The organism is Amycolatopsis nivea, from assembly GCF_004522235.1.
Lineage (GTDB): Bacteria > Actinomycetota > Actinomycetes > Mycobacteriales > Pseudonocardiaceae > Amycolatopsis > Amycolatopsis nivea.
Genome location: NZ_SDLT01000057.1, coordinates 1 through 23,148 on the forward strand (window position 1 = coordinate 1; position 23,148 = coordinate 23,148).

A 23,148-nucleotide genomic window follows, 5' to 3' on the forward strand; every position below is an offset into this window, starting at 1 on the left:
GTCACCGCGGCGGCTTGACAACTTCATTGAGAAGCTCCTTTCATCTGCCGCCACCTTACGCCTATATGGCACACTGTGCCACCTTGACGAGATCTGCATACTTGACAGTGATCGGGTAGCGTGGTCGCGGTGAGCGGAAAGACCCCGACCCTGACCGAACGGCGCAAAGCGGCGACGCAACTCGACATCGCCCGCGCCGCCGCACGCCTGTTCACCGAGCATGGCGCACAGGGAACGACCGCGGAAGCGATCGCCGCCGCGGCGGGCGTCGCGCCGCGCACCTTCTACCGCTATTTCCGCACGAAAGAGGACGCGGTCGCCCCGCTGCTGGTCGTGGGCGCCGATTCGTGGCGGGACCACCTCGCGTCGACGCCCGAAGGAACGCCGCTGCTGAAGGCGGTCGAGGACGCGATCCACAAGACGATCTCCGCCGCGGACGCGACCCAGGAATTCAGCTGGACCCGCGGCTTGCTGCGCGCCGCCAGCGGGGACGACTCGGCGCTGGCGGCCGTGTGGCACCGGGTGAACGGCGAGTCCGAGACCCGGCTGCGACCGGTACTGGCGCGGCTGGCACCGGAGACGGACGAGGTGACGGTGCATTTGGTGGCGGCCGCAGCGACGGATGCGATTCGGATCTCGCTGGAGCTGTGGGCTGGGACTGAGGAGAAGGCCGCACCGGTGGAGTTGGCGGTGCGGTGTTTCCGCGGGTTGTCGAGCGGGCTCGACGTCTCGCGAGACCATTGACCTTTCCGCGCCGAGGACAGCTGCCTAGACGTCTGATCGGCGTGCCCCGCGATCGGACACCCTCCGCCTGCCGGCACCGCTCGTCCTGGCGGCCCCCGTCGCCGACTGACCAGGGATGTTGCGCGGCAACGGATCCTCGGTCACCCGATACCAGGCCCTGAGGTTCGCCGGTTCGGTCCATCCCCGCACCGCCTCGGCGACCTGCCGATGGACAAAGCTCGCGTGGCTGCACGTCTCGTGCCAGGAACTCCGGCGCTGCTCCGCGGTGAGCGGCCGCCGGAACAACTCGTCCCGCAGCGCCAGCTGACGGTCGAGGTCGTGCCGGACCGCCGAAGACCGGTCGAGACCGACGGGGGTCCGGTCCTCGCAGACCGGGCACGGGCAAGTCCACAGCTGCTCGATCTCCGGAGTCCGGCCGAATATCTTCGCGCAGGTCTCGATCCGGTGGTAGCTGAGCAGGCGAGGCACGAACACCGAAGGCTCGCCCGGGCGGCCGCCGGAGGCCGGATACAGGTGCCGCAACGAGCTTTTCGTGCCCACCGCCGCCGCGTGCGCACCGTGACAGAGAAGGCCTGCGGCCGAAATGTCGCAGCGCAACACCAGCACCGGAACCGCGCAGCCGGCCAGGAAACGCAGAAACGCGCGCAGCAGCTTCTGAACCCCGAACGGATCAGTCCGGTGCTCGAGAACGATCGCGACCGGCACCCCGTGCCGGTTGACCTCCCTCGCCAGCGCGGCGGCGATCGATCCGTGGTCGAACCACCAAGGAGCGAGAGGCAGCGTCGCAACGGCCGCGGGCTTCCTCGCGGCGGCCAGCAGGATGCCGCGCAAACCCGTCCAGTCGCGCGCCGCGAGATAGCCGGAATCCGTCAGCGGCAGCAACCCGAGTTCCCGCTGCTTCCGGCACCACGCCGGATGCGTTCCGGCCCCGGCGAGTACCCGCCGCTTCCCTGCGTAACGCTCGGCGTCGCACAGGAGCGGCCCGTCGAACCCCTTCTCGCGCAGGCTCTTGACGGCATCCGGCGCCGACCTCCCAGTCAGGACGAGCCCGGTGTCGTGCGCCGCGCAGACGCCGAGCAGTTCCTCGGACTGCGCGGGCCGGCACTGGATCAGGAGCCGCCCGGAAAGCCCTGCCAGTGCCGCATCCATCTGTCCACGGTGACGCAAGCCAGCCCGTGCGGTCACTCACCGTCGCCTAGGTGCCGACGTCAACCACCCCGGAGGCGGATCGCCGCCCTCACCCAGCGCAGACCCGTGCGGCCCTGTGAGTGACCCGCTTCAGGCACTGCTCAGCGGAACTCGTGCACGACCTCGATCTCCCCAACCAAGTGCGCGTTGAACTCGTCCAGTTCCTCAGCAGGAACCCACAACTCCAGGATCGTCTCGCCGCCCGCCTGCCGCACCGGATAGCGGTCGAGGAACGCCGTTTCCACCCGGAACCGGGTCACGTAACCGGCGCCGTCGAACCGGACGTTCCAGTCTCGGGCGATCTTCACCGCGTAGTCCTCGTTCAGCACCGGGTAGAAGATCGGCTGATCCGGCAGCCGCGGCGGCCACGCGCGCCAGCCGGACCGGCGCACCAGCTCCAGTTCGGCCGGGCCGGTCGGGCGCCACAGCTCCGTCGTCGGCTTGTCCATCTCGCCCCCCCTTCTTGAGGGCACAAGCTAGCTGCCGAAAGGACCCGCCAGCGACCGGTTTTACCTCGGCTCAGCACGCATGATCCGGTCTACCAAAGCACACCCCCGGCGACCCGGCGTCCAAATCGGACAAATCACGGCACCCGGCCGGACACCCGGGTCGCGAGCTCGCATCGTTCCCGGCCGCGCCCTTGACAACCCGCCACCGGCCGCGCTTATGGTATACCAAACAACGAAGGGTGTGCGCGATGAAGCGTTCCGCAGTGGTGGCCGCGGTGGCCTTCACCCCTTACGTGGCGATGATCGCCGGCCTGCCCTGGTTCAGCGGCGACGGCCGGATCTGGTTCCTGCCCGAGATCGGGTTCTGGATCCTCCTCTGGGTGGCCCTCACGCCCGTGTTCCTCGGCGTCGCCGACCGCATCCGGCGCCCCGGCGCCGCCGAAACCGAGCAGGAGCAGCGATGAACGCGGGCGCAGTCGTCGCGCTGGCCGTGGTGGCGCTGGCGGTGGTCATCGGACTCGCCGCGCGCGGCCGGAAGCAGATGAACCTCGAACAGTGGACGGTCGCCGGCCGGTCCTACGGGACGCTGCTGTTCTGGGTCCTCGCCGCGGGCGAGACCTACTCGACCTTCACCTACCTCGGCGCCTCCGGATTCGCCTACGCCAACGGCGGCGCAGCGTTCTACATCGCCGGCTACGGCACGTGCGCGTTCGTCCTGTCCTACTTCTTCCTCCCTCCATTGTGGAGGTACGCGAAGAAGCACAACCTCGTCACCCAAGCGGATTTCTTCACCCACCGCTTCCGCAGCCCGTGGTTCGGCGCGCTGACCGCGATCGTCGGCGTGGCGTTCATGATCCCCTACATCGAGGCACAATTGCTCGGCCTCGGCCAGATCGTCGAGACGACGACCGGCATCAACCGAGTCACCAGCATGGTGCTCGCGGTCGTGCTGATCGCGGTGTTCGTCTACGCGTCCGGCATGAAGGCCGCCGCGTGGGTGTCGGTGCTCAAGGACATCCTGCTGATCGGCACCGTGCTGGTCGTCGGCATCGCGATCCCGGTGCACTACTTCGGCGGGTTCGGGCATCTCATCGACACCGTCCAGGCACAGCACCCCGGCTTCCTCGGCGTCCCGGCGCCGGGCAGCCCGCTCGGCGTGCCGTGGATGATGTCGACTCTGCTGGTCACGAGCGCGGCGTTCTTCATGTTCCCGCACGCACTCGCCGCGATGTACACCGCGAAGTCCGAGCAGACGATCCGGCGCAACGCGATTTACCTTCCGCTGTACCAGATCCTGATCGCGCTGACGCTGTTCGTCGGCTTCGCCGCGGTGCTCGTCGTGCCCGGGCTGAAGGGCAGCGGCACCAACGGCGCGCTGCTTTCGCTGACGTTGAAGACCATGCCGTCGTGGGTGGTCGGTCTCGTCGGCGGGGCAGGCGCGCTGGCCGCGATCGTGCCGATCAGCCTGCTGCTCCTGCAATCCGCCACGCTGCTGGCCCGCAACGTCTACCAGGGCGTCCTGCGGCCGAAGACCAGCGAACTCGGCGTGTTCCGGCTGTCGCGCGCCCTGGTCGTCGTGGTGACCGCGGTGGCGCTGGTGTTCGCGATCTTCCAGCCCGCACTGCTGGTGAACCTGCTGCTCACCGGACAGAACGGCGTCTCCCAGTTCTTCCCGGCGATCGTGCTGGGGCTCGTGTGGCGGCGGCTGACCAAGGCGGGCGCGGCGACCGGGCTCGTGGTCGGCGTGGCGATCGTCGCGTGGACGGTCCTGGCTTCGAAGAACACGTTGTGGGGCCTCAATCCCGGGCTTCTGGCGATCGCCGTCAACGTCGTGCTCACCGTCGGCGTCAGCCTCGCCACCTCCGAGCGGCGCGAGCCGACCGTCCGGGCCGAGGCCGTGGAGGGAGTCGCGTGAACCTGTTGCTGCGCAACGTCCGGCCCGGCGGCGGCGATCCGACGGACGTGCTGGTGCGCGACGGCCGGATCGCCGGGTTCGGGCCCACCGAAGCGGACGTTCCCGTCGAGGACGGCGGCGGCGCGCTGCTGCTGCCCGGCCTCGTCGACGCGCACTGCCACCTCGACAAAACCTTGTGGGGACTCCCCTGGGTGCCGAACACCTCGGGTTCGGTGCTCGCCGACCGGATCTCCAACGAACAGCGCCGCCGCAAGGAATTCGGGCTCCCCTCGCCCGAACCCGCGGCCGCGCTGCTCGACACGATGATCGCGAACGGCACCTCCTTCGTCCGCGCGCACACCGATGTCGACCCCGAACTGGGGCTGTCCGGCATCGAGGCGGTGCGGGAGGCGGCGGCGCGGCATCGCGGCCGGGTCACCGTCGAGCAGGTCGCCTTCCCCCAGGGCGGCCTGCTCACCCGGCCCGGCACGCTGGAACTGCTGGAGCGGGCCGTGGCGTCCGGCGTGGAGAACGTCGGCGGCATCGACCCGGCGGGCTACGACCGCGATCCGCGCGGGCACCTCGACGCGATCTTCGACATCGCCGCCCGGCACGGCTGCGGCGTCGATCTGCACCTGCACGACGAAGGTCCGCTCGGGGCCTGGGAAATCGAGCTCGTCATCGAGCGGACGAAGGCGCTCGGGCTTGCCGGGAAGGTCGCGATCGGCCACGCGTTCGGCATCTGCGGCATCCCGGACGCGCAGCAGGACCGGCTGCTCGAAGGCCTCGCGGAGCAGCAGATCACGCTGACCACCGCGGCGGTGTACGACCGGCCAGTGCCGCCGCTGGCCAAGATGCGAGCCGCGGGCGCGAACGCCGCGTGCGGCAACGACGGCATCCGCGACCTGTGGGGACCCTACGGCGACGGGGACATGCTGACGCGCACCATGCACCTGGCGTACCGCAGCTCGTTCCGGACCGACCCGGAGATCGAACTCGCGCTGCACGCGGCGACGTACGGCGGCGCGAAAGCGTTGCGGCTCAAGGACTACGGCCTGCGGATCGGCGACCACGCCGATTTCTTCCTCGTAGCCGCAGAGTACCCGGCCGAAGCCGTCGTGTCCCATCCTCCGGGGCGGCTCGTGGTGAAGGGCGGGGCTGTCGTCTCGCAGCGATAGCCCCGCCGCGCCGCTACTCCTGGAACGCCGGGAAGGTCGGAGGGAACAACTCCCCCGCCTCCCGGCGTTCGACGTCCCGCTCCGGATACGCGGCGCGCATCTTCTCGAACAGCGCCTGCGCGCGGCGGCGGAGGTCCGGTTCGTCGATGCCGGGAAGGTGCCCGTCCACCAGCACCGGCTGGCCCGCGACGACGGAATGCGTTGCCTGCCGGGCGGTTCCGGAGAGCAAGAAGGTGCGGATCGGATCGTCCTGCACACCGTCGCGCAGGTCGCCGACGTGGAACGCGACGAGGTCCGCCTGCGCGCCCGGGGCCAGCTTGCCGAGGTCGTCGCGGCGGAGTGCACGGGCGCCGCCGAGCGTCGCCGCTTCGACGTACCACTCCGCCGGGGCCGCGTCGGCGCGGTCGCCCATCACCTTCGCCAGATGCACGCCGACATCCATGCCGCGGATCAGGTCCGGCGGGAAGGAATCCGTTCCCAGGCACAGGTTCAGGCCCGCTTCGCGGTAGTCGCGGAACGAGCGCAGGGCGTGGCCGTAGCGGAAGGACGTGAGCGGGCAGTGGATCACCGACGCGCCCGCCGCGGCCAAGGTCGCGACGTCGCCTCGGTCTTCGCCGTGGACGGCGGGATGGCGGTCGAGAACCTGGGCGTGCGGGATCAGCAACCGGTCGCCGAGCAGGCAGGTGCGTTCCAGCATTTCCAGCGGTGTTGCGCCGTAACGGTCGAGGATGAGTTCGCGCTCGAGCACGCCTTGCAGGCAGTGCAGCCGTACCAGGACGTCGCGCTCGCGCGATGCGACGGCGGTGGCGCGTATGAGGTCTTCGGTGAGCGTCTCGATGCGGCACGGCAGCAGGACGCCGTTGACGAGTGGGTCGTCGAGTTCCTTTGCGTGGTCGAGGAACCGCAGTGCGTCGGCTAGCCCCTCCGCGCCGCGGGGCTCGTCAAAGGCGACCGTGCGGGTACCGTCCACAGTGGCCACGTTGACGCCGGATCGGTAAGCCGGGCCCAGATATCCGCGCAGCCCGAGGTTCCGTGAGAAGTCCGCCATCGCGACGAGTTCCTCGTACGGCTCGGCCCACGACGAATGGACTTCCGACGCGATCGGCATGAACGTCGTGATTCCGTGCAGCGCCAACTGAACGATCGCGTACTCGCGAATGGTCTGCCGTTCTTCCGGGGTGAAGACGTCGCGGCGACGGTGCGCGAAGTAGTCCTCGGACCACTGCAGTCCGGCCGCACGGTCTGCCGTGGCCCAGGAATCGAGGACGAGATGGTCCACGTCGGTCAGCGCGTCGAGGTCGATCAGGCCCGGGAGGACGAGCGATTCGCCGAGGTCGACGTCCAGATCGGTCGTTCCGGCATACCGCGGGCCGACGTAGGCGACGACATCGTCCTCCCAGACGACCTCGCCGTTTTTCAGCAGGGCGTGCCGCCCGTTCTGATGGGCCAGCACATGGCGGGCACGCCAGCGAGTGCGCATCGGGTTCCTTCCGTTCGGGACATTTAGGTATACCAAACGGCGGAATCTGGGGGCCAGACCTTGCCGGGGGCGGGTTTTTCCGGGAACCTGGGAGGAGGTTCGCCGATACTGTCGGTGACGGCGGCGGGAGGGGATCGGATGGAGCCGGGTTTCGCGTCGGAGTCCGAGCGCGTCACGGAACGGCTGCGCAACGAGATCCTCGACGGCACCCGGGCTCCCGGCAGCAAGCTGGTCGAACGGGATCTGGCCGCGGAGATGGGCGTGAGCCGGGTGCCGGTGCGGGACGCGTTGCGCGCGCTGGGAAACGAGGGACTGGTGACGCCGCGGCCGCGGTCGTGGTCGGTGGTGCGGGAGTTCACCGCGTCGGACGTCGCGGACCTCAACGAGGTGCGCACCGCGTTCGAAGGCCTCACTTTCCGGCTCGCCGCGCAGCGCCGCACCCGCGAGGGCCTGGCGCGGCTGCGGGAGGTGCTGGACACGGAACTGCGCGCCGCCCGCGCCGGCGACGCGGTGTCCGCGCGCCGGGCAGCCGCGGATTTCCACGAGGTCGTCACGTCGCTGTCGGCGAACGAACTGCTCGGCGAACTGGAGCGGACGCTGCGCAGCCGGATGCGATGGCTGCTCGGCCAGCACGACGACCTGGAAGCCATGGCGGCGGAACACGAACTCCTGTACGAGGCGATCGTGGACCGGGACGTCGAACGGGTGGAACGGCTGGTGCTGGCCCATCTCGCGACCGGAGCCAGCGAGGCGGTGCGGCGGCATCCCGCGGAGGCGGGCTGACCCTGGTTCTGTTGTAGCCGCGAGATTCCGGCCGCGGCAATGCTCGCTGCGCTGGACTGACGCCGTTGGCCTTCGCGAGGTCCTGGCAGTGCCGAGATCGCCGCGTCGGACTGCGCCCTCGACCTTCGCGAGACCTCAACTCTGGCAACGCTGAGCTCGCCGCGGCACTGGCTTCTCAACTTTCAGATCACCTGGCACAGCCCGTCTTCGCGAGACCCCGCCCATGCTGAAACAGCCGTACGCACCTCGGGCCCAGCGCCCCTCAGCCCCGTCAGAGGTCGACGACCGCGAGCCCGTCCGCCACCACGACGCCGTCGTGCAGCACCGTCCGGTCCTTGCCGCGGTCCATCACCGCGCTGGTCGGCGTCTCGCCGTCCACCAGCACCAGATCCGCGCGGTCGCCGACCGCCACACCGGGCCGGTCGGCGATCCCCGCCAGCCGGGGCACGTCGTGGCTCATGATCGACGCGCCGCCCATCGTCGCGACCGCCAGCGCCATCTCGATCAGCTCGTCGCGCCGGAACCCGTGCGTGAAGGCCAGCTGCCACGTGCGGTCGAGGAGATCGCAGTTGCCGTACGGGCTCCAGTAGTCCCGCTGCCCGTCCTCCCCCAGCCCGACGCGCACGCCCGCGGTCGTCAGGTCCGCCAGCGACAACTGCCGGTCGACGGACGGCGCGACGGTTGCCATCGCGATGTCCAGCTCCGCGAACGTGTCGATCAGCCGGCGGCTCACCGCTTCCGAAACCGAGCCCAGCTCGTACGCGTGCGACATGGTGACCTTGCCGCGCATGTCCAGCGCGCGGACGCGTTCGATCACCAGGTCCGTCGAAAAGACCGCGAGATGCCCCGGCTCGTGCAGATGGATGTCGACCTCGACGCCGTACTTCTCGGCCAGCCCGAACACGACGTCCAAGTGCCCCTTGGGATCCTTGTCGAGCGAACACGGATCGATCCCGCCGACCACCGACGCACCCGAACGCAGCGCGGCCTCCAGCACGTCCACGGTTCCGGGCTCGCGCAGGATCCCTGCCTGCGGAAACGCCATCACCTCGACGTCCGCGTGCGCGGCGAAGCGCTCCTTGGCGGCGAGCACCGCGTCGAGCTTCTCGAGCTGGCAGTCGACGTCGACCTGCGCGTAGGTGCGCACGCGAGTGGTCCCGTTCGCGATCATCCGCTCCAACGTGCCCGCGACGCGTTCCGGCAGCGGCACCTCGGCGTTCCGCCAGTTCTCGCGGTCGTTCAGCATCATCGCCCAGACGCCCGGCGCCCCCGTGTGCGGCCGGAACGGCAGCCCGATGCGCGTCGAGTCGAGGTGCACGTGGACGTCGCTGAAGGACGGGAACAACAGCCGCCCGCGCCCCTCGACCACCTCGCCGCCGGACCCCGCCGGGCCATGCGGACGAACCGCGGCGATCCGGCCGCCGGCCACCTCGACGTCGCTGCGCTGACCGCCCCAGGGACGGACGTCACGGATCAACACGGAGAGCACCTTTCTCGACGGACACTTTGGTATACCAAGAGTACCCTGGTCCCGCCGAGCCGTCCGCACGTGTTCGACGAAGAGATGTCGCTGCGGGTCTTCAGCCAGCCAGCAAACGCAGAAGCCGAGCAGTCTCCGAGGCCACCGCACTCCTCCCCAGCCGCACGTACTTCCGCGGGTCCACCGCCTCTGGCTGTTCCTCCAGGAACTGCCGGACCGACCGCGTGAACAGACCATTAAGGTGCGTTGAGATATTAACCTTCGCCATCCCGCTCACCACGGCTCCGCGCAGTTCCTCGTCCGACAGGCCTGATGAGCCGTGCAATACCAGCGGGACCGGTACCGCGTCTCGCAATCGGGTGACCAGTGCGCGGTCCACCTGGGCCGTCCGTTCCACCATCGCGTGGGACGTTCCTACGGCCACCGCGAGTGCGTCCACGCCGGTCACGGTCACGAAGTCCGCCGCTTCGGCTGGGTCGGTGCGGGCGCCGGGCGCGTGCACCCCGTCCTTGCCGCCGACTTCGCCCAGTTCCGCTTCCACCGCCACGCCGACGTCGTGACAGCGCGAGGCGATTTCGCGGGTCATACGCAGGTTTTCCTCGTATGGCAGATGCGATCCGTCGTACATCACGCTGTCCACGCCCAGTGCGATGCCCTCGCGGATCAGCTCCGGGTCTTCGATGTGGTCCAGGTGCACCAGCACGTCGACCGACGCGCGGCGGGCGATTTCCCGGGACGCGACGGTGATCGGGGCCAGCCCGCCGTGGTAGCGGACGCAGTTTTCGCTGATCTGCAGCACCACCGGCAATCCGGCCTGTTCCGCGCCTTCGGCGATGGCCTCGGCGTGTTCCAGCAGGATCACGTTGAACGCGCCCACGGCGGAACCGCGCTCGCGGGCGGCGGTCAGCAGCGTCGGCAGGTCGGGGCGGGTGATCATGCGGGGGCTCCGTTCAGGAATCGGTGGTACGCGGGGAGATCGACTTCTCCGGCGACCGGGCGGAGGACGGCCGCGGCACCCAGGGCGGCGGCGTTGTGCAGGGCTTCGATCAGGGGGCGGCCGGCGGCGAGGGTGACGGCCAGCCCGGCCGTCGCGGCATCCCCGGCACCGGTGGGGTTGCCCTGCACATCGGGGATGGCGGGGACGGCGAAGACGCCACCGGAGGTGTAGGCGGCGATGCCGTCTGCCCCGCGCGAGACGACGACCGGTTGTGCGCCCAGCCGGAGCAGGGCCGCGGCTCCCGCAGCCTCGTCGGCGGCAGAGGTCGCGGCGAGGAGTTCGGCCTGGTTCGGCTTCACTGCCGCACCTGCTCGGGCGGCGGCCAGCAGTGCCGGGCCGGAGGCGTCGACCAGCGTCCGCACCCCGGCTTCCCGGGCGATGCGGACCCAGTCGGCGACCAGGTCCGGCGAGGTGCCCCGGGGCAGAGATCCGGAGACAACCAGCAGGGCAGCCGCAGACAGGCAGTTCGACAGGCGCGAACCGAAAGCTGTCCATTCCTCTTCGGACACTTCCGGGCCAGGTTCCGTATAGACCGTCGGATGGCCGTCGCCGGTCACCGTCACGGTGGTCCGGGTTTCGCCGGAGATCGGGACGGCCTCGAACGGAACATCCAGCGCTCCCCCGAGCCACCGGCCCGCGTCGCCGCCCAGCGGGAGAAGCGTCCGGACCGGGATGTCCACCGCGGCGAGCACCCGGGCCACGTTCACGCCCTTGCCGCCCGGCCGTCGCTGCACCTCCAGCACCCGGTTCGTGTCGCCGGGCGTGTGGGTGCCGACCCGGTAGGTGACGTCGATGGCCGGGTTCGGCGTCAGCGTGACGATCATCAGACGAGGATCACCGAGCGCGTCAGCGAGCGCGGACGGTCGGGATCCAGGCCGCGCCGGGCCGCCAGTGCGACGGCGAAGCGTTGCGCCACCACGAGTGCGGCGAGCGGGTCCAGGTCGTGGTGGACGAAACGCGCGCCGGTGCGGGCGACGTCGTCCGCGAGTCCGGCGGGGGCCTCGCCCAGCGACCACACGAGACGGCCTGGCTGAGCGATCGCGATCGGTCCGTGGCGGTAGTCCATGGCGGGGTACGACTCGGCCCAGAACTGTGCGGCCTCGCGGGTCTTGAGTGCGGCTTCGCAAGCCAGGCCCACGGCAGCGCCACGGCCGATAAAGGTGACCTGCTCGGCGTCGAGGAGGTCGTCGATCGGTTCGGTCAGCGCGGCCGCACAGGACGTGGCGAGCTGGTCGATGTCGTCGCCCAGACCGGCGCGCAACAGGGCGAGCGTGGTGGTGGCGAAGCGGGTCTGCACCACGGATTGTTCGTCGGCGAAGGAAAGTTCGACGACCTCGTCCGCGACCGCCGCAGCGGGGCTGTCGCCGACCGCGGTGATCAGCACGGTGCGTTGCGCAGGCATCGCGGTGAGCAGGTCGATGATCTCGGTCGTGGTGCCGGAGCGGGAAATCGCCACGACGCGGTCGTACTCGCGCGAGGCCGGGTATTCGGAGCCGGCGAAGGCGTCGGTGACCCCGTGACCGCGTTGTTCGCGGGCGACGGCGTAGCTCATCGCGATGAACCAGCTGGTGCCGCAGCCGACGACGGCCACTCGTTCGCCCGGCTGAGGCAGCGCGGCGGACGGGGCCAGCGCGGCCGCCGCGCGCCACATTTCGGGCTGGGAAGCCAGTTCGGCGGCCACGAAGGAGCCGGGAGCATCCGGAAGGGAGGACACGGGATGGAGGCCTTTCGATCCAGGGCGGGAGACGTGACCGACTCCGGCACTCTGCTTGAGTGTTTTTGCTTGCTACTTGCGTTATAGCGCAGATTCAATCACAAAGTCGAGCCATCGCGGCCTCTAGAATGGGCACCGGACCGCCTCCGGCCAGGAACGAGAGACCCGGCATGACGCCCCGGCAACGCCCGAACGTCCTGCTCGAATGAGCGGGCGAACGGGGCAGCGGCGCGATCGCGGAGAGCGGCGACGCGCTCGCGACCGCGCGGCGGGATCCCTCGACCCTTGCCGACCAGCGGCTGATCACCCACCCGCGGCGCACGGCGTCGCCGGGTACGAGCTGCCGCTGCAATACAGCGGCGCACGGCGTCGCCGGGTACGAGCTGCCGCTGCAATACAGCGCCGTACGGGCCGCCGGGCACGGGCTGCCGCTGCAATACAAGACCGCCCACCCGCGCCGTACCGGGCGCTGGGTACGAGCTGCTGCCGCAGCACAAGACTGCCGCCCGTGCCGCAGACCTGCCGCGACCAGGCGAAACGGCGGAGCCCAACGGGGTCGCCCGCGCGCTGGACAAGAGCGTGCAGGTCCGGCAAGCCCAGCCCGACCGTCCTCGCCAACGCCTGCGAGCCGTCAGTCCATGCGCAGGTCAAGATCGTCGCGACCTGCGAACCGGCCGACTCGGCGTCCGCGGGCGGCACGGCACTCCGTCCACAAGGGAGCACCCGCCGACCTCGCCACGCCCTCCGCGGAGCCGGTCGTCGCCCCACGAGCGGACCCGCGCCATTGCGCATTTATGATTGTTTTGCCATCATGCAGATCAATATCACGCAGAGGTGAGGTGGCGCGGTGGTGAACCCCGGGGTGCTGCGGGTCGGTGTGGTCGGCGTCGGCCTGCGGGCCGGGATCGCCCGGCACGTGGCGGAATCCGGCGTCGCGGCGGAACTGGCGGCGGCTTCGGATCCCGACGAGCGCGGCCGGGCGCGAGCGCGCGAAATGTTCGGCGGCATCGAGATCGTGCCGGGACACCGGGAACTCGCGAATCTGGTCGACGCCGCGATCGTGACCTCGCCGGACTGGACGCACGCCGAGATCGCCGTCGACCTGCTCCGCGCCGGAGTGGCGGTGTACCTCGAAAAGCCGCTGGCCACAACGCTTCCCGACGCGGACGCGGTCCTCGCCGCCGCACAGGAGACCGGCACTCCGCTCTACATTGGACACAACTTCCGGCACTCCGCCGTCGTCCGCACGCTCCGCGACGTCGTGACGCGCGGCGAGATCGGCGAAGTGAAAGCCGTCTGGTGTCGTCACTTCGTCGGCAACGGCGGCGACTATTACTTCAAGGACTGGCACGCCGACCGCAGCCGCGTAAACTCCTTGCTGCTGCAGAAAGCCAGCCACGACCTCGACGTCATCCACTACCTCGCCGGAGGCTTCACCCGCCGCGTCACCGCGATGGGCGACCTGACCGTCTACGGTGGCATCACCGACCGCAGCGGCCAGGGCGACCGCCTCGCCGACGACTGGTTTTCCTTCGACAACTGGCCTCCCGCCGCACAAACCGGCCTCAACCCGGTCGTCGACGTCGAAGACCTCTCGATGGTCCACATGCGACTCGACAACGGTGTCCTCGCCAGCTACGAACAATGCCATTTCACGCCCGACTACTGGCGCAACTACACCGTAATCGGCACCGAAGGCCGCGCGGAGAACTTCGGCGACACCGGCGGCGGCGTGGTGAAGGTGTGGAACCGCCGTCGCGGATGGGCGCTGGACGGAGACCGCGAGTACCCGATCGACGGTGTCGCATCAGGACACCAGGACGCGGATCTCCTGACCATGACCGAATTCCTGCGTTACGTAGTGCACGGCGACCCGCCGGCACTGTCCCCGATCGCCGCCCGCGAAGCCGTGGCGGCGGGCGCGCTCGCCACGCAGTCCCTGCGTTCCGGCTCCGTGCCGGTCGACGTCCCTCCCCTGCCCGAACAACTGGCCGCCCATTTCTCCCCGCCGGAAGGAAATCGCAGATGACCCCGCCCTCCCGCCGTCCCCTCCGCTAGCGCAAGGGAAGGAAAACACTCCCATGCGCGTGCGAACCCTGACCCGGCGCGGTTTTCTCCGCGGCGCGGCGGCGATGGCGCTGGTGCCCGCCGCCGCGGCGTGCGCCGAGGCCCCCGCCGCCACGTCCGGACCGGTCACCGTCGAAATGTGGCACGGCCAGAGCGACACCGGTCTCAAAGTCCTCAAGCAGCTCGTCGCCGCGTTCCAGCGCGAGCACCCCGACATCCGGATCGACCTGGGCGGCGGCGTGCTGGCCGACGCCATGCTGCAAAAGGTGACCGCGGCGCTCGCGTCCGGTTCCTACCCGGACATCGCGTACATCTTCGGCTCCGACCTCGCCAGCATCGCCCGCAGCCCGCGCGTGGCCGACATGGGCGACGTCGTCAACGACGGCACCCAGTTCTGGAAACCCGCGCTCGAAGCGGTCACCGTGAACGAGCGCGTCCGCGCCGTGCCCGCGATGCTCGACTCGCTGGCCGTCGCCTGCAACAAGAAACTGTTCCAGCAGCACGGCGTCCCGCTGCCGGACGAATCCTGGCGCTGGCCGGATTTCGTGGCCACCGCTAAGAAACTGACCAACCGCGACCAGGGCCAGTTCGGCACGGCCTGGCCCGGCGCGGGCGACGAGGACACCGTCTGGCGGCTGTGGCCGATGATCTGGGACCTCGGCGGCACCATCGTCGGCCAGGACGGCCGCAGCATCGGCTTCGCCGACAGCGGTGTGCGGGCGCTCGAAGTGATCCGAAACCTGGCCGCCGACCGCAGTGTCTACATCGACCCGAAACCCGGCTCCGAGCAGATGTACCAGGCCTTCGCCTCGGGCCGGATCGCGATGGTGCCGACCGGTCCGTGGCAGCTGCCCGACATCGCCGACGCGGGAATCGACTACCAGATCGTCCCGCTGCCGACGTTCACCGGAAAGCCGATCACCATCTCCGGCCCCGACACCTGGACGGTCTTCGACAACGGCGACCGGCGCCTCGCCGCGGCCAAGACGTTCCTGCGGTGGCTGACCGCGCCCAAGCAGGACGTCGTGTGGGACGTCGGCGCCGGCAGCCTCCCGCTGAGCGCCGGATCGCAGCGGCTTCCGGAATGGCAGCAGAAAACCCAGGACACCGCAGGGCTTTCCGTGTTCGTCAAGTCGCTCGACAACTCGCACGTCCGCGCGAACCACCCCGCCTATCCGCAGGTCTCGCAGGCCGTCGCCGCGGCGATCGTCTCGGTGCTGCTCGGGCGCGCGACCCCCGCCGATGCCATGCGCGACTGCGCTTCCGCGGCCAACGCCGCCCTCATCATCCCCCGATAGGACCCCGCCCATGTCCGTACATCCCGGCCCGATCACAGTCGCTCCGGCCGCCAAGACCCGCCGCCGCCGCGAAACCGCCGCCGCCTGGGCGTATCTGAGCCCCTCGGTCGTCGTCATCATCGGCCTCGGCCTGGTGCCCGTGGTGTGGTCGCTGATCCTCTCGTTCCAGGCCGACGACCTCGTCACCCCGTCCCGCTTCGTCGGCGTCGACAACTACGCGGCGCTCGCGCAGGACCCGCACTTCGGCCAAGCGGTCGGCAACACGCTGCTGTACACGGCGTTATACGTTCCGCTGAGCATCGTGCTCGGCCTCGCGCTGGCGCTCGCGCTGAACCGGCGGGTGCGCTTCATCGGCGCGTACCGGACGTTGATGTTCGTTCCGTTCGTGCTGTCGGCCACCGCGCAGGGCGTGCTGTTCTCGTTCATCCTCGACCCGGAGTTCGGCGTCGCCAACTCGCTGCTGCACCGGATCGGCCTGAGCCCGCAAGGGTTTCTGACCGACCCGTCGCAGGCGTTGCTGGTCCTCGTGGCCATCACGCTGTGGAGCGGCACCGGGTTCTGCATGGTGGTCTTCCTGGCCGCGCTCCAGGACGTCCCGCCGTCGCTGATCGAAGCCGCGCGGCTGGACGGCGCCGGTCCGTTCCGGATCCTCCGGCACGTCACCCTGCCCGCCGTGCTGCCGGTGACCACGTTCCTGACGCTGTGGCAGCTGATCCAATCGCTCCAGGTGTTCGACCTGACGTACGTCACCACCAAGGGCGGACCGCTCGGCTCGACCACGGTGATCGTCTACTTCATCTGGCAGCAGGCCTTCCAGAACTTCACCGCCGGATACGGCGCTGCCGCGGCGTACGTGCTCGCCGTCGTTCTGCTGGCGCTCGGGCTGGGCGTCCGGTTGCTGCGCCGCGACAAGGAGGTCCGATGACCACGCGCGCCCATGTTGCCCCGGTTTCGGCATCTCAACTGCCCGGCGTGATCCATCAGCCCAGGCGCTGGCGGCTGCCTTTCAGCCCGTGGCACCTCTTGCTGGCCCCGCTGGCGCTGGTGTTCGCCGCCCCGCTGGTGTGGCTGCTGCTCAGCTCGGTGATGAGCAACGCGGAGATCAACCGGTTCCCGCCGTCGCTGTGGCCGTCCGGGATCGACTTCTCCGGCTACCGGTACGTGCTGGAGAACGCGCTGTTCCTGCGCTGGTTCACCAACTCGCTCATCGTGTCGGTGGTGACCGTGGCGGCCAACCTCGTCTTCGGCTCGCTCGGCGGCTACGCGTTCGCGCGCATGCGGTTCCGCGGTTCGAAGGTGATGCTCGGGCTGATGATGGCGACCATGGCGGTGCCGTTCCAGCTGACCATGATCCCGACGTTCCTGGTGATGAAGAAGCTCGGCCTCATCGACTCGCTCGGCGCGCTGATCGTCCCGTCGCTGGTCACGCCGTTCGCGGTGTTCCTGCTGCGGCAGTTCTTCCTGTCGCTGCCGCGCGAGCTGGAGGAGGCGGCCTGGATCGACGGCTGCTCGCGGCTGCGGGTACTGATCCGGATCGTGCTCCCGCTGTCCCGGCCCGCGCTGAGCACCGTCGCCGTGCTGACCTTCCTCAGCACCTGGAACGACCTGACCTGGCCGTTGATCGCGATCAACCACGACACCCAGTACACGCTGCAGCTCGGACTGACCACCTTCCAGGGACAGCACCACACCAACTGGGCGGCGGTGATGGCCGGGAACGTCATCACCGTGCTGCCGGTGCTGCTGGCCTTCCTCGGCGCGCAGAAGACCTTCATCCAGTCCATCACCTCCAGCGGCCTCAAAGGCTGAACCGCACTCCTCCAGAGGAACCACGCATGCCGCACCGCTTCGACCTGCTCGTGCTCGGCGACGTCAACCCCGACGTCGTCCTCGGGCCGCTGACCGGGGACCTCGACTTCCGGCAACGGGAGAACCTCGTCGGCCACGGCTCGCTCACGCTCGGCGGGTCCGCCGCGATCACCGCCGCCGGGGCCGCCCGGCTGGGGCTGAAAACCGCCTTCGCCGGGCGGATCGGCGACGACGCCGCCGGTCGCTTCGTCCGGGACATCCTCGACGAACGCGGCGTCGACACCCAGGCCCTCACCGTGGATCCGTCGTTGCCGACCCCGCTCACGGCGATCCTGACCCGCGACGACAGCCGGGCGATCGTCACCAGCTCCGGAGTGCTGGACGCGGTGTCGGCGGCGGACGTCCCCGCTGAGCTGCTCGCGAACGCGCGGCACGTCCACGCCTCGTCGTACTTCCTGATGCCCAAGCTGGCCGCCGGGCTGCCGGAGCTGTTCCGCACCGCACGGGCGCACGGCGCGACCACGTCGCTGGACACCAACGACGACCCGGCGCGGCAGTGGGATCCCAGCGGCATCAAGCTGGTACTTCAGGAGACCGACTTCCTCCTGCCCAACGCCGCCGAAGCACTCGAGCTGTCCGGACAATCCAGCCTGCTCGACGCCGTGGCGCACCTCGCCGCACAAGGGCCGACGGTCGTCGTCAAGAACGGCGCTGACGGCGCGATCGCCCGCCACCGCGGCGAAACCGTCACGGTTCCCGCGTCCCCGATCACCCCGCTCGACACCGTCGGGGCAGGCGACAGCTTCAACGCCGCGTTCCTCGCCGCGATGCTGCGCGGGCTGCCGCTGTCCGACGCGCTGCGCGCCGGGGTGACCGGCGGCGGCCGTTCGACGCTCGCGCGCGGCGGGATCGACGGCCAACCGACTTGGAACGAGCTCCACCTCACTGAAACGGAAAATGCATGACCACCAAGATCACGTTCATCGGCGCCGGCAGCGTCGTGTTCACCCAGGGCCTGCTCGCGGACCTGTTCGCCTATCCCGAACTGGCCGAGGTGCACGTCGCGCTGCACGACATCGACCCGGAACGCCTGCGCGTCGCGCACGCGGCGGCCGGTCGCATCGCCGAAGCCCGCGGCGCCAAGCCCGTCCTCACCGCGCACCTCGACCGTCGCGAAGCCCTGGAGGGCGCGGACTTCGTCGTCAACATGGTCCAAATCGGAATGGGCGAAGCCACCCGCGTCGACTTCGACATTCCGGCGCGCTTCGGCGTGAAGCAGACCATCGGCGACACGCTCGGCGTCGGCGGGATCTTCCGGGCCCTGCGCACTTTCCCGTTCCTGCGCGAGCTCGGCGAGGACATCGCGCAGGTGTGCCCGCGGGCGTGGCTGCTGAACTACACGAACCCGATGGCGATGAACGTGCAGTACCTCTCCGAAACGCTCGGCCCGGACCGCGTGGTCGGCCTGTGCCATTCGGTGTACTGGACCGTGCACGACCTGGCGAAGCTGCTGGAGGTGCCGCTGTCCGAGGTCACTTACCACGCCGCGGGCATCAACCACCAGGCCTGGATCCTGCGTCTGGAGCATCAGGGCAACGATCTGTACCCGCGGCTCGCCGAGCTCGCCGAAGACCCGCAGCTGCGGCGGCGCGTGCGGTTCGACATGTTCCGGCGGCTCGGCTATTACCCCACCGAAACCAGCGAGCACTCGTCCGAATACGTGCCCTGGTATCTGGGCCACGCCAGCGAAATCGAACGGCTGCGGCTGCCGATCGGCGCGTATCTGGACGTCGTGGCGGAGAACGAAGCAGAATACGAACACACCCGTCAAGCCATCGAACGCGACGAACCGCTCACCGTCGAGGGCACCAACGAATACGCGCCGCAAATCATCCACAGTGTCGTCACCGGGACGCCGCGGACCGTTTACGGCAACGTGCTCAACCGCGGGCTGATCCCGAATCTCCCCGCGACCGGAGCCGTCGAAGTGCCGTGTCTCGCCGACGCGACCGGCATCCGCCCCACCCGCGTCGACGCGCTTCCGCCGCAACTGGCGGCGCTCAACGGCACCTATCTGAGCACGACCGAACTCGTGGTGCGCGCCGCGGTCGAGGACGATCCGCGGCACATCCGCCACGCCGCGATGGCCGATCCCGCGACGGCGGCCGCGCTTCCGGTCGAGCGGATCTGGGAACTGTGCGACGAAATGGTGCGCGCGCACGGCGACGCGCTCCAGCCCGGATTGCGGAAAACCCTGGGCAGCTAACGAGTCTTGACGGCGCGGCGCGGTGATCCGCTAAACTTCTGGTGCCTGCCGGACGGGCAGGCGCCAGAAGTACGCCCAGCCGGTAATGCGGAATGCCCCGCGAGCCCGGACCCAGTCGCCAGGATGTCTTCGAACCCTCCGAGGCGGGGCCGTACTCACCATCGCTGGAGTCACCAGATGCATTCGCTTCCTGGTCGGATTTCTCGGGGAACCGCGGCGGCCGCGCTGCTCGTCGGCAGTTCGGCGTGCGCGCTCGGGGCCGCCGGCCCGGCGGAGAGCGCGCCGCTCCCCGCGCCGCACAGCGTCACGCTGCCCGCCCCGCATGCCGGGTTCGACTATCAGATCGGCGGTCCGTACACGCCGCCGTCGGGCGTCCAGGCGGTCAGCCGCGACCACAGCGCCCCGGCCGCCGCCGGGGCGTACAACATCTGCTACGTCAACGCTTTCCAGGCCCAGCCCGGCACCGAGGGCGAATGGGGCGACCTGGTCCTGCACGACGGCAACGGCGACGTCGTCATGGATCCCGACTGGAACGAGGCGCTGCTAGACCTGCGCACCGCGGACAAGCGGAGCCGGATCGCGGACAAGGTCGGCGGGTGGATCGACGAGTGCGCCGGCAAGGGCTACCAGGCGATCGAGCCGGACAACTACGACAGCTTCACCCGGTCCCAAGGCCTGCTCAGCGCGCGGAACGCGCAGGACCTCGTGAAACTGCTTTCCTCGCGCGCGCACGGGAAAGGCCTGGCGATCGCGCAGAAGAACACCTCGGAACTGTCCTCGTCGCGGACGGACAACGGGCTGGACTTCGCCGTCGCCGAGGAATGCGGCGAGCAGGACAATTGCGCGGAATACACCCAGTATTTCGGCGACCACGTGATCGTCATCGAATACACCGAGGACGGTTTGCGCAACGCGTGCGCCACATGGGGCAGCAGCCTGAGCGTCGTCCGGCGCGACCGGGACGTCACGCCGAAGGGCGAATCCGGCTACGTCCGCGAAACCTGCTGAGACTTCCGTCATCCTGCCAGCGCCGCCGCGCGGATGCTGGCAGGGTGGCGGAATGGCCGACGACTACCCGTTCGACAACGCGAGCGCCCCGGCGAGCGACCGGATGTCCGCACTGGAAGCCAGCTACGACCGGACGACGTTCGAGCACCTGGGGAAACTCGGCGTCGGCGCGGGATGGTCCTGCTGGGAAATCGGCGCGGGCGGCGGGTCGGTCGCCCGGTGGCTGGCCGGGCAGGCCGGTCCGGACGGGCACGTGCTGGCCACCGACCTCGACACCCGGCTGCTCGCCGACCTTCCCGCCAACGCTGAGGCGGTGCGCCACGACGTCCGAGCGGAGCCGGTCCCGGACCGGAAATTCGACCTGATCCACGCCCGCCTGGTGCTGATCCACTTCCCGGAGCGGGACGAACTGGTCGCGAAACTCGCCGGCGCGCTCGCCCCCGGCGGCTGGCTGGTCCTCGAAGAAATCGAACCGCGTGGGCAAACCGTGCTCGCGACGCCGGACGAGGCGAGCGCGACGGTTTTCCGTTCCGTACAAGGCCGGATCCTGGACCTGCTCGAACGAGCGGGCAGCGACGTCGAATGGGCCGGGCGGCTGCCGGAGGTGCTCGCCGGGGCCGGGCTGCGCGAGGTCGGCAGCGCGCGGGTCACGACCCGGTGGCCGGGCGGCGGGCCAGAAATCCGGTTGCTGGCGGCGAATTCGGTGGAGCTGGCCGAAAAGCTGGCCGCGGACGGCGTGCCGCCGGCGGACATCGAGCAGTTCCGCCGGGTGCTCGCCGATCCGCGGTTCACCGTGTCGTCCTATCCCCTCGTATCGGGGTGGGGACGCCGTTAACGACGGCGGGAGATCGCCACGCCGGCCAGGCAGAGCACGCCGCCGACGAGTCCGTACGCGGTCGGGGTTTCGGCGAGCAGCAGCCAGGACAGCAGTACGGCCACCGCGGGCACGGCGTAGGTCACCATCGTCAGCCGACCCGCGTCCGTGCGACGCAGCGCGTACGCCCACGCGGTGAAGCCGACCGCGGTCGGGAAGACTCCCAAGTAGGCGCTGCCGAGCACCGCGCCGGCCGATGCCACCTGCAGTTCGCTGACCAACTGCGGTGCCCACGGCAGCAGAACCACGGTGCCGACGACGCAGCCGAGCCAGATCGCGGTCAGCCCGTCGACGTGGCGCAACGTGATCTTCTGGACCATGACTCCGGCGGCGTAGAGCACGGCGGCCAGCAAGCACAGCAGCACGCCGGCCCAGTCGTTGCTGCCGGTGGCTCCGGTCGCGATCAGCGCGGCCCCGCCCAGCGCGACCAGCGAGCCGATGACGAGCGAGCGCGAGAAGCCTTCGCCGAGGAACTTCCCCGCCGCGACGGCGACCATCAGCGGTGCCAGGTTCACCAGCAGCGCCGCGGTCCCGGCGTCGACGTGCCGCTCCCCCGCGTTGAGGACGACGGTGTACGCGGCCAGCCACAGCACGGCGTAGGCCGCGACCAGCAGGAACGCCTTGCGCGACAGCCGGACGCGAACCGCGCCCTTGGCCACGGCGAACCCGGTCAGGGTGACGGCTGCGACGGCGAGCCGCAGCAACGCCAGCGGGGCCGGGGACAGCGCGTGCCCAACGCTGCGGATAGCGACGAACGACGAAGCCCACAGCACGACGGCGAGCCCGGCGGCGGCCGCGATCTTGCCGAGGTCGGTCTTGCCGGCGGGCGGGACGGTTTCCACGAGATCGGTCACCTGGCCATCGTCGCCTCGGTCGGCTGTACAGCACAAGCGATGAGTTCTGTACCTCCGTTAAGGAGTGCTGTACATTCGCCGCATGCTGGACATTCCCCGGCTCCGCGTGCTGCGCGCAGTCGTCGCGTCAGGATCGATCCGCGCGAGCGCCGCCGCGCTCGGCTACACGCCGTCCGCGGTGAGCCAGCAAATCACCACGCTGCAACGGGAGACCGGGCTGCAGCTGTTCGAACGGTCCGGCCGCGGCATCGAGCCCACCGAGGCCGGGCGCACCCTCGCCGCGGAGGCCGAGACGCTGTTCGAGGCGTTCAGCCGGGTCGAGCAGGTGGTGAGCGAACTGCGCGCCGGACGCGTCGGCCGCCTGTCGATCGGCTACTTCGGCTCGGCAGGCTCGACCTGGCTGGCCCCGACCGTCGCCGCGCTGCGCACCGAATTCCCCGGCCTGCGGCTGGACCTGATGCTGACCGAGTTCACCCCGGGCGACCCGGACATCGACATCTTCGTGGAGGAAACCGGGGCCGAACATCCCGGGTCGGTCGTCGTGCACCGGCTGGCCGAGGACCCGTACCTGGCGGTCGTCCGCAGGGACGACCCGCTCGCCGGACTGCCGGAGGTACCGCTGGCCGCGCTCGCCGAACGGCATTGGGTCGACAACGACCTGCGCGAAGGCCCGTGCCGGCAGGTGCTGCTCAACGCCTGCACGCAAGCCGGGTTCTCGCCGAGTTTCGTCGTCGAGACGCACGACTACCGCACCGCGATGTCTTTCGTGGCAACGGGAATCGGGCTGACGGTGGTGCCGGAGCTCGGCATCGGCGAGCTGCCGGACGGGCTCACCACCGTGGCGCTTGCTTCTCCCGCACCGGTGCGGCATCTCAGCCTGGCGGTGAAGAAGCCGATCGCGGAGCACCCGGCTGCGCGGCGGGCGGTGGAGTTGCTGGAAAGCCTGGTGTGTTCGGGGAAGGCGCTGGCCGGGTAGGGAGCTTGGGCGAGGCGCGGCCGGGAAAGCCGTGAGGGTTCCCCTCACGGACGGCCGACCCGCGAGCCCGGGATCGCCGACGTTTCGCC

The 23,148-nt window shown here is 69.9% G+C and carries 22 protein-coding genes; 14 read left to right on the top strand and 8 right to left on the bottom strand.

All coding sequences use genetic code 11. The features are described 5' to 3' along the window. Nucleotides 1-129: 129 nt before the first annotated feature. Nucleotides 130-744: a TetR/AcrR family transcriptional regulator gene (locus EIZ44_RS40645; RefSeq protein ID WP_037813407.1), complete on the top strand. Its 615-nt coding sequence runs from the start codon at nucleotides 130-132 to the stop codon at nucleotides 742-744. 24 nt (nucleotides 745-768) lie between these two features. Here the strand turns inward: EIZ44_RS40645 and EIZ44_RS40650 are convergent, their stop codons facing one another. Further along, on the bottom strand, nucleotides 769-1,893 hold the full coding sequence (locus EIZ44_RS40650; RefSeq protein ID WP_205669840.1) for a hypothetical protein: 1,125 nt from the start codon (nucleotides 1,891-1,893) through the stop codon (nucleotides 769-771). A 140-nt stretch (nucleotides 1,894-2,033) separates the two neighbouring features. Beyond that, complete coding sequence (locus tag EIZ44_RS40655) at nucleotides 2,034-2,381, bottom strand: hypothetical protein (protein ID WP_037812987.1); 348 nt, start codon at nucleotides 2,379-2,381, stop codon at nucleotides 2,034-2,036. 248 nt (nucleotides 2,382-2,629) lie between these two features. Between EIZ44_RS40655 and EIZ44_RS45005 the strand changes: the two genes are divergently transcribed. The 3 genes from EIZ44_RS45005 to EIZ44_RS40665 are packed head-to-tail and all read left to right on the top strand — an operon-like array spanning nucleotide 2,630 to nucleotide 5,453. Beyond that, a complete protein-coding gene (locus EIZ44_RS45005) occupies nucleotides 2,630-2,845 on the top strand; it encodes a hypothetical protein (protein ID WP_037812989.1) in 216 nt (71 codons plus the stop codon). Continuing rightward, complete coding sequence (locus tag EIZ44_RS40660) at nucleotides 2,842-4,296, top strand: sodium:solute symporter family protein (RefSeq protein WP_037812991.1); 1,455 nt, start codon at nucleotides 2,842-2,844, stop codon at nucleotides 4,294-4,296. Before EIZ44_RS45005 ends, EIZ44_RS40660 begins: the two co-directional genes overlap by 4 nt. Next, nucleotides 4,293-5,453, top strand: coding sequence for an amidohydrolase (locus EIZ44_RS40665; protein WP_134734219.1), 1,161 nt, complete (start codon nucleotides 4,293-4,295; stop codon nucleotides 5,451-5,453). The genes EIZ44_RS40660 and EIZ44_RS40665 overlap by 4 nt, the downstream gene beginning before the upstream one ends. 13 nt (nucleotides 5,454-5,466) lie before the next feature. On the opposite strand, the gene EIZ44_RS40670 is transcribed toward EIZ44_RS40665, so the two are convergent. Beyond that, nucleotides 5,467-6,933, bottom strand: a complete 1,467-nt coding sequence (locus tag EIZ44_RS40670; protein WP_134662258.1) for a chlorohydrolase family protein — start codon at nucleotides 6,931-6,933, stop codon at nucleotides 5,467-5,469. A 138-nt stretch (nucleotides 6,934-7,071) separates the two neighbouring features. On the opposite strand from EIZ44_RS40670, the gene EIZ44_RS40675 reads away from it, so the two are divergent. Continuing rightward, the gene (locus tag EIZ44_RS40675) at nucleotides 7,072-7,716 is read left to right on the top strand and encodes a GntR family transcriptional regulator (RefSeq protein ID WP_037812994.1); all 645 of its coding nucleotides are present in this window, start codon (nucleotides 7,072-7,074) and stop codon (nucleotides 7,714-7,716) included. A gap of 271 nt (nucleotides 7,717-7,987) precedes the next feature. Here the strand turns inward: EIZ44_RS40675 and EIZ44_RS40680 are convergent, their stop codons facing one another. From EIZ44_RS40680 to EIZ44_RS40695, 4 genes are all read right to left on the bottom strand, one after another. Next, on the bottom strand, nucleotides 7,988-9,196 hold the full coding sequence (locus tag EIZ44_RS40680) for an amidohydrolase family protein (RefSeq protein WP_134662259.1): 1,209 nt from the start codon (nucleotides 9,194-9,196) through the stop codon (nucleotides 7,988-7,990). Nucleotides 9,197-9,296: 100 nt separating this feature from the next. After that, nucleotides 9,297-10,133 carry a class II fructose-bisphosphate aldolase gene (locus tag EIZ44_RS40685; protein ID WP_134662260.1) on the bottom strand — a complete coding sequence of 279 codons (837 nt, stop codon included), beginning with the start codon at nucleotides 10,131-10,133 and terminating at the stop codon, nucleotides 9,297-9,299. After that, entirely contained in the window at nucleotides 10,130-11,017 is an 888-nt protein-coding gene (locus EIZ44_RS40690; protein ID WP_134662261.1) for a 1-phosphofructokinase family hexose kinase, read from the bottom strand. The genes EIZ44_RS40685 and EIZ44_RS40690 overlap by 4 nt, the downstream gene beginning before the upstream one ends. Further along, the gene (locus tag EIZ44_RS40695) at nucleotides 11,017-11,844 is read right to left on the bottom strand and encodes an SIS domain-containing protein (RefSeq protein ID WP_134662458.1); all 828 of its coding nucleotides are present in this window, start codon (nucleotides 11,842-11,844) and stop codon (nucleotides 11,017-11,019) included. The genes EIZ44_RS40690 and EIZ44_RS40695 overlap by 1 nt, the downstream gene beginning before the upstream one ends. A 910-nt stretch (nucleotides 11,845-12,754) precedes the next feature. Here EIZ44_RS40695 and EIZ44_RS40700 point away from each other — a divergent pair. The 8 genes from EIZ44_RS40700 (at nucleotide 12,755) to EIZ44_RS40735 (ending at nucleotide 21,190) form a co-directional block, all read left to right on the top strand. Continuing rightward, complete coding sequence (locus tag EIZ44_RS40700) at nucleotides 12,755-13,936, top strand: Gfo/Idh/MocA family protein (protein ID WP_134734220.1); 1,182 nt, start codon at nucleotides 12,755-12,757, stop codon at nucleotides 13,934-13,936. Between the two features lie 52 nt (nucleotides 13,937-13,988). After that, the gene (locus EIZ44_RS40705) at nucleotides 13,989-15,272 is read left to right on the top strand and encodes an ABC transporter substrate-binding protein (RefSeq protein WP_134734221.1); all 1,284 of its coding nucleotides are present in this window, start codon (nucleotides 13,989-13,991) and stop codon (nucleotides 15,270-15,272) included. A gap of 10 nt (nucleotides 15,273-15,282) precedes the next feature. Continuing rightward, the gene (locus EIZ44_RS40710) at nucleotides 15,283-16,197 is read left to right on the top strand and encodes a carbohydrate ABC transporter permease (protein ID WP_043829941.1); all 915 of its coding nucleotides are present in this window, start codon (nucleotides 15,283-15,285) and stop codon (nucleotides 16,195-16,197) included. Then, the gene (locus EIZ44_RS40715; protein WP_134734222.1) at nucleotides 16,194-17,081 is read left to right on the top strand and encodes a carbohydrate ABC transporter permease; all 888 of its coding nucleotides are present in this window, start codon (nucleotides 16,194-16,196) and stop codon (nucleotides 17,079-17,081) included. Before EIZ44_RS40710 ends, EIZ44_RS40715 begins: the two co-directional genes overlap by 4 nt. A gap of 26 nt (nucleotides 17,082-17,107) precedes the next feature. Then, nucleotides 17,108-18,046 (top strand): carbohydrate kinase family protein, encoded by a 939-nt coding sequence (locus EIZ44_RS40720; RefSeq protein ID WP_037813006.1) that lies wholly within the window; start codon nucleotides 17,108-17,110, stop codon nucleotides 18,044-18,046. Continuing rightward, nucleotides 18,043-19,347 carry an alpha-glucosidase/alpha-galactosidase gene (locus tag EIZ44_RS40725; RefSeq protein ID WP_134734223.1) on the top strand — a complete coding sequence of 435 codons (1,305 nt, stop codon included), beginning with the start codon at nucleotides 18,043-18,045 and terminating at the stop codon, nucleotides 19,345-19,347. Before EIZ44_RS40720 ends, EIZ44_RS40725 begins: the two co-directional genes overlap by 4 nt. A gap of 177 nt (nucleotides 19,348-19,524) precedes the next feature. Continuing rightward, the gene (locus EIZ44_RS40730; protein WP_134734224.1) at nucleotides 19,525-20,355 is read left to right on the top strand and encodes an endo alpha-1,4 polygalactosaminidase; all 831 of its coding nucleotides are present in this window, start codon (nucleotides 19,525-19,527) and stop codon (nucleotides 20,353-20,355) included. Nucleotides 20,356-20,407: 52 nt separating this feature from the next. After that, entirely contained in the window at nucleotides 20,408-21,190 is a 783-nt protein-coding gene (locus EIZ44_RS40735) for a class I SAM-dependent methyltransferase (RefSeq protein ID WP_134734225.1), read from the top strand. On the opposite strand, the gene EIZ44_RS40740 is transcribed toward EIZ44_RS40735, so the two are convergent. Next, complete coding sequence (locus EIZ44_RS40740; protein WP_134662266.1) at nucleotides 21,187-22,083, bottom strand: DMT family transporter; 897 nt, start codon at nucleotides 22,081-22,083, stop codon at nucleotides 21,187-21,189. The genes EIZ44_RS40735 and EIZ44_RS40740 overlap by 4 nt on opposite strands. An 82-nt stretch (nucleotides 22,084-22,165) precedes the next feature. On the opposite strand from EIZ44_RS40740, the gene EIZ44_RS40745 reads away from it, so the two are divergent. Beyond that, nucleotides 22,166-23,059 carry a LysR family transcriptional regulator gene (locus tag EIZ44_RS40745; protein WP_037813014.1) on the top strand — a complete coding sequence of 298 codons (894 nt, stop codon included), beginning with the start codon at nucleotides 22,166-22,168 and terminating at the stop codon, nucleotides 23,057-23,059. Nucleotides 23,060-23,148: the final 89 nt, after the last annotated feature.

Coding starts and splice junctions, on each gene's coding strand:
- EIZ44_RS40730 (WP_134734224.1), top strand. CDS start 19,525: ATGCATTCGCTTCCTGGTCGGATTTCTCGGGGAACCGCGGCGGCCGCG.
- EIZ44_RS40650 (WP_205669840.1), bottom strand. CDS start 1,893: ATGGATGCGGCACTGGCAGGGCTTTCCGGGCGGCTCCTGATCCAGTGC.
- EIZ44_RS40715 (WP_134734222.1), top strand. CDS start 16,194: ATGACCACGCGCGCCCATGTTGCCCCGGTTTCGGCATCTCAACTGCCC.
- EIZ44_RS40660 (WP_037812991.1), top strand. CDS start 2,842: ATGAACGCGGGCGCAGTCGTCGCGCTGGCCGTGGTGGCGCTGGCGGTG.
- EIZ44_RS45005 (WP_037812989.1), top strand. CDS start 2,630: ATGAAGCGTTCCGCAGTGGTGGCCGCGGTGGCCTTCACCCCTTACGTG.
- EIZ44_RS40725 (WP_134734223.1), top strand. CDS start 18,043: ATGACCACCAAGATCACGTTCATCGGCGCCGGCAGCGTCGTGTTCACC.
- EIZ44_RS40705 (WP_134734221.1), top strand. CDS start 13,989: ATGCGCGTGCGAACCCTGACCCGGCGCGGTTTTCTCCGCGGCGCGGCG.
- EIZ44_RS40720 (WP_037813006.1), top strand. CDS start 17,108: ATGCCGCACCGCTTCGACCTGCTCGTGCTCGGCGACGTCAACCCCGAC.
- EIZ44_RS40735 (WP_134734225.1), top strand. CDS start 20,408: ATGGCCGACGACTACCCGTTCGACAACGCGAGCGCCCCGGCGAGCGAC.
- EIZ44_RS40695 (WP_134662458.1), bottom strand. CDS start 11,844: ATGTGGCGCGCGGCGGCCGCGCTGGCCCCGTCCGCCGCGCTGCCTCAG.
- EIZ44_RS40675 (WP_037812994.1), top strand. CDS start 7,072: ATGGAGCCGGGTTTCGCGTCGGAGTCCGAGCGCGTCACGGAACGGCTG.
- EIZ44_RS40685 (WP_134662260.1), bottom strand. CDS start 10,133: ATGATCACCCGCCCCGACCTGCCGACGCTGCTGACCGCCGCCCGCGAG.
- EIZ44_RS40690 (WP_134662261.1), bottom strand. CDS start 11,017: ATGATCGTCACGCTGACGCCGAACCCGGCCATCGACGTCACCTACCGG.
- EIZ44_RS40745 (WP_037813014.1), top strand. CDS start 22,166: ATGCTGGACATTCCCCGGCTCCGCGTGCTGCGCGCAGTCGTCGCGTCA.
- EIZ44_RS40655 (WP_037812987.1), bottom strand. CDS start 2,381: ATGGACAAGCCGACGACGGAGCTGTGGCGCCCGACCGGCCCGGCCGAA.
- EIZ44_RS40670 (WP_134662258.1), bottom strand. CDS start 6,933: ATGCGCACTCGCTGGCGTGCCCGCCATGTGCTGGCCCATCAGAACGGG.
- EIZ44_RS40710 (WP_043829941.1), top strand. CDS start 15,283: ATGTCCGTACATCCCGGCCCGATCACAGTCGCTCCGGCCGCCAAGACC.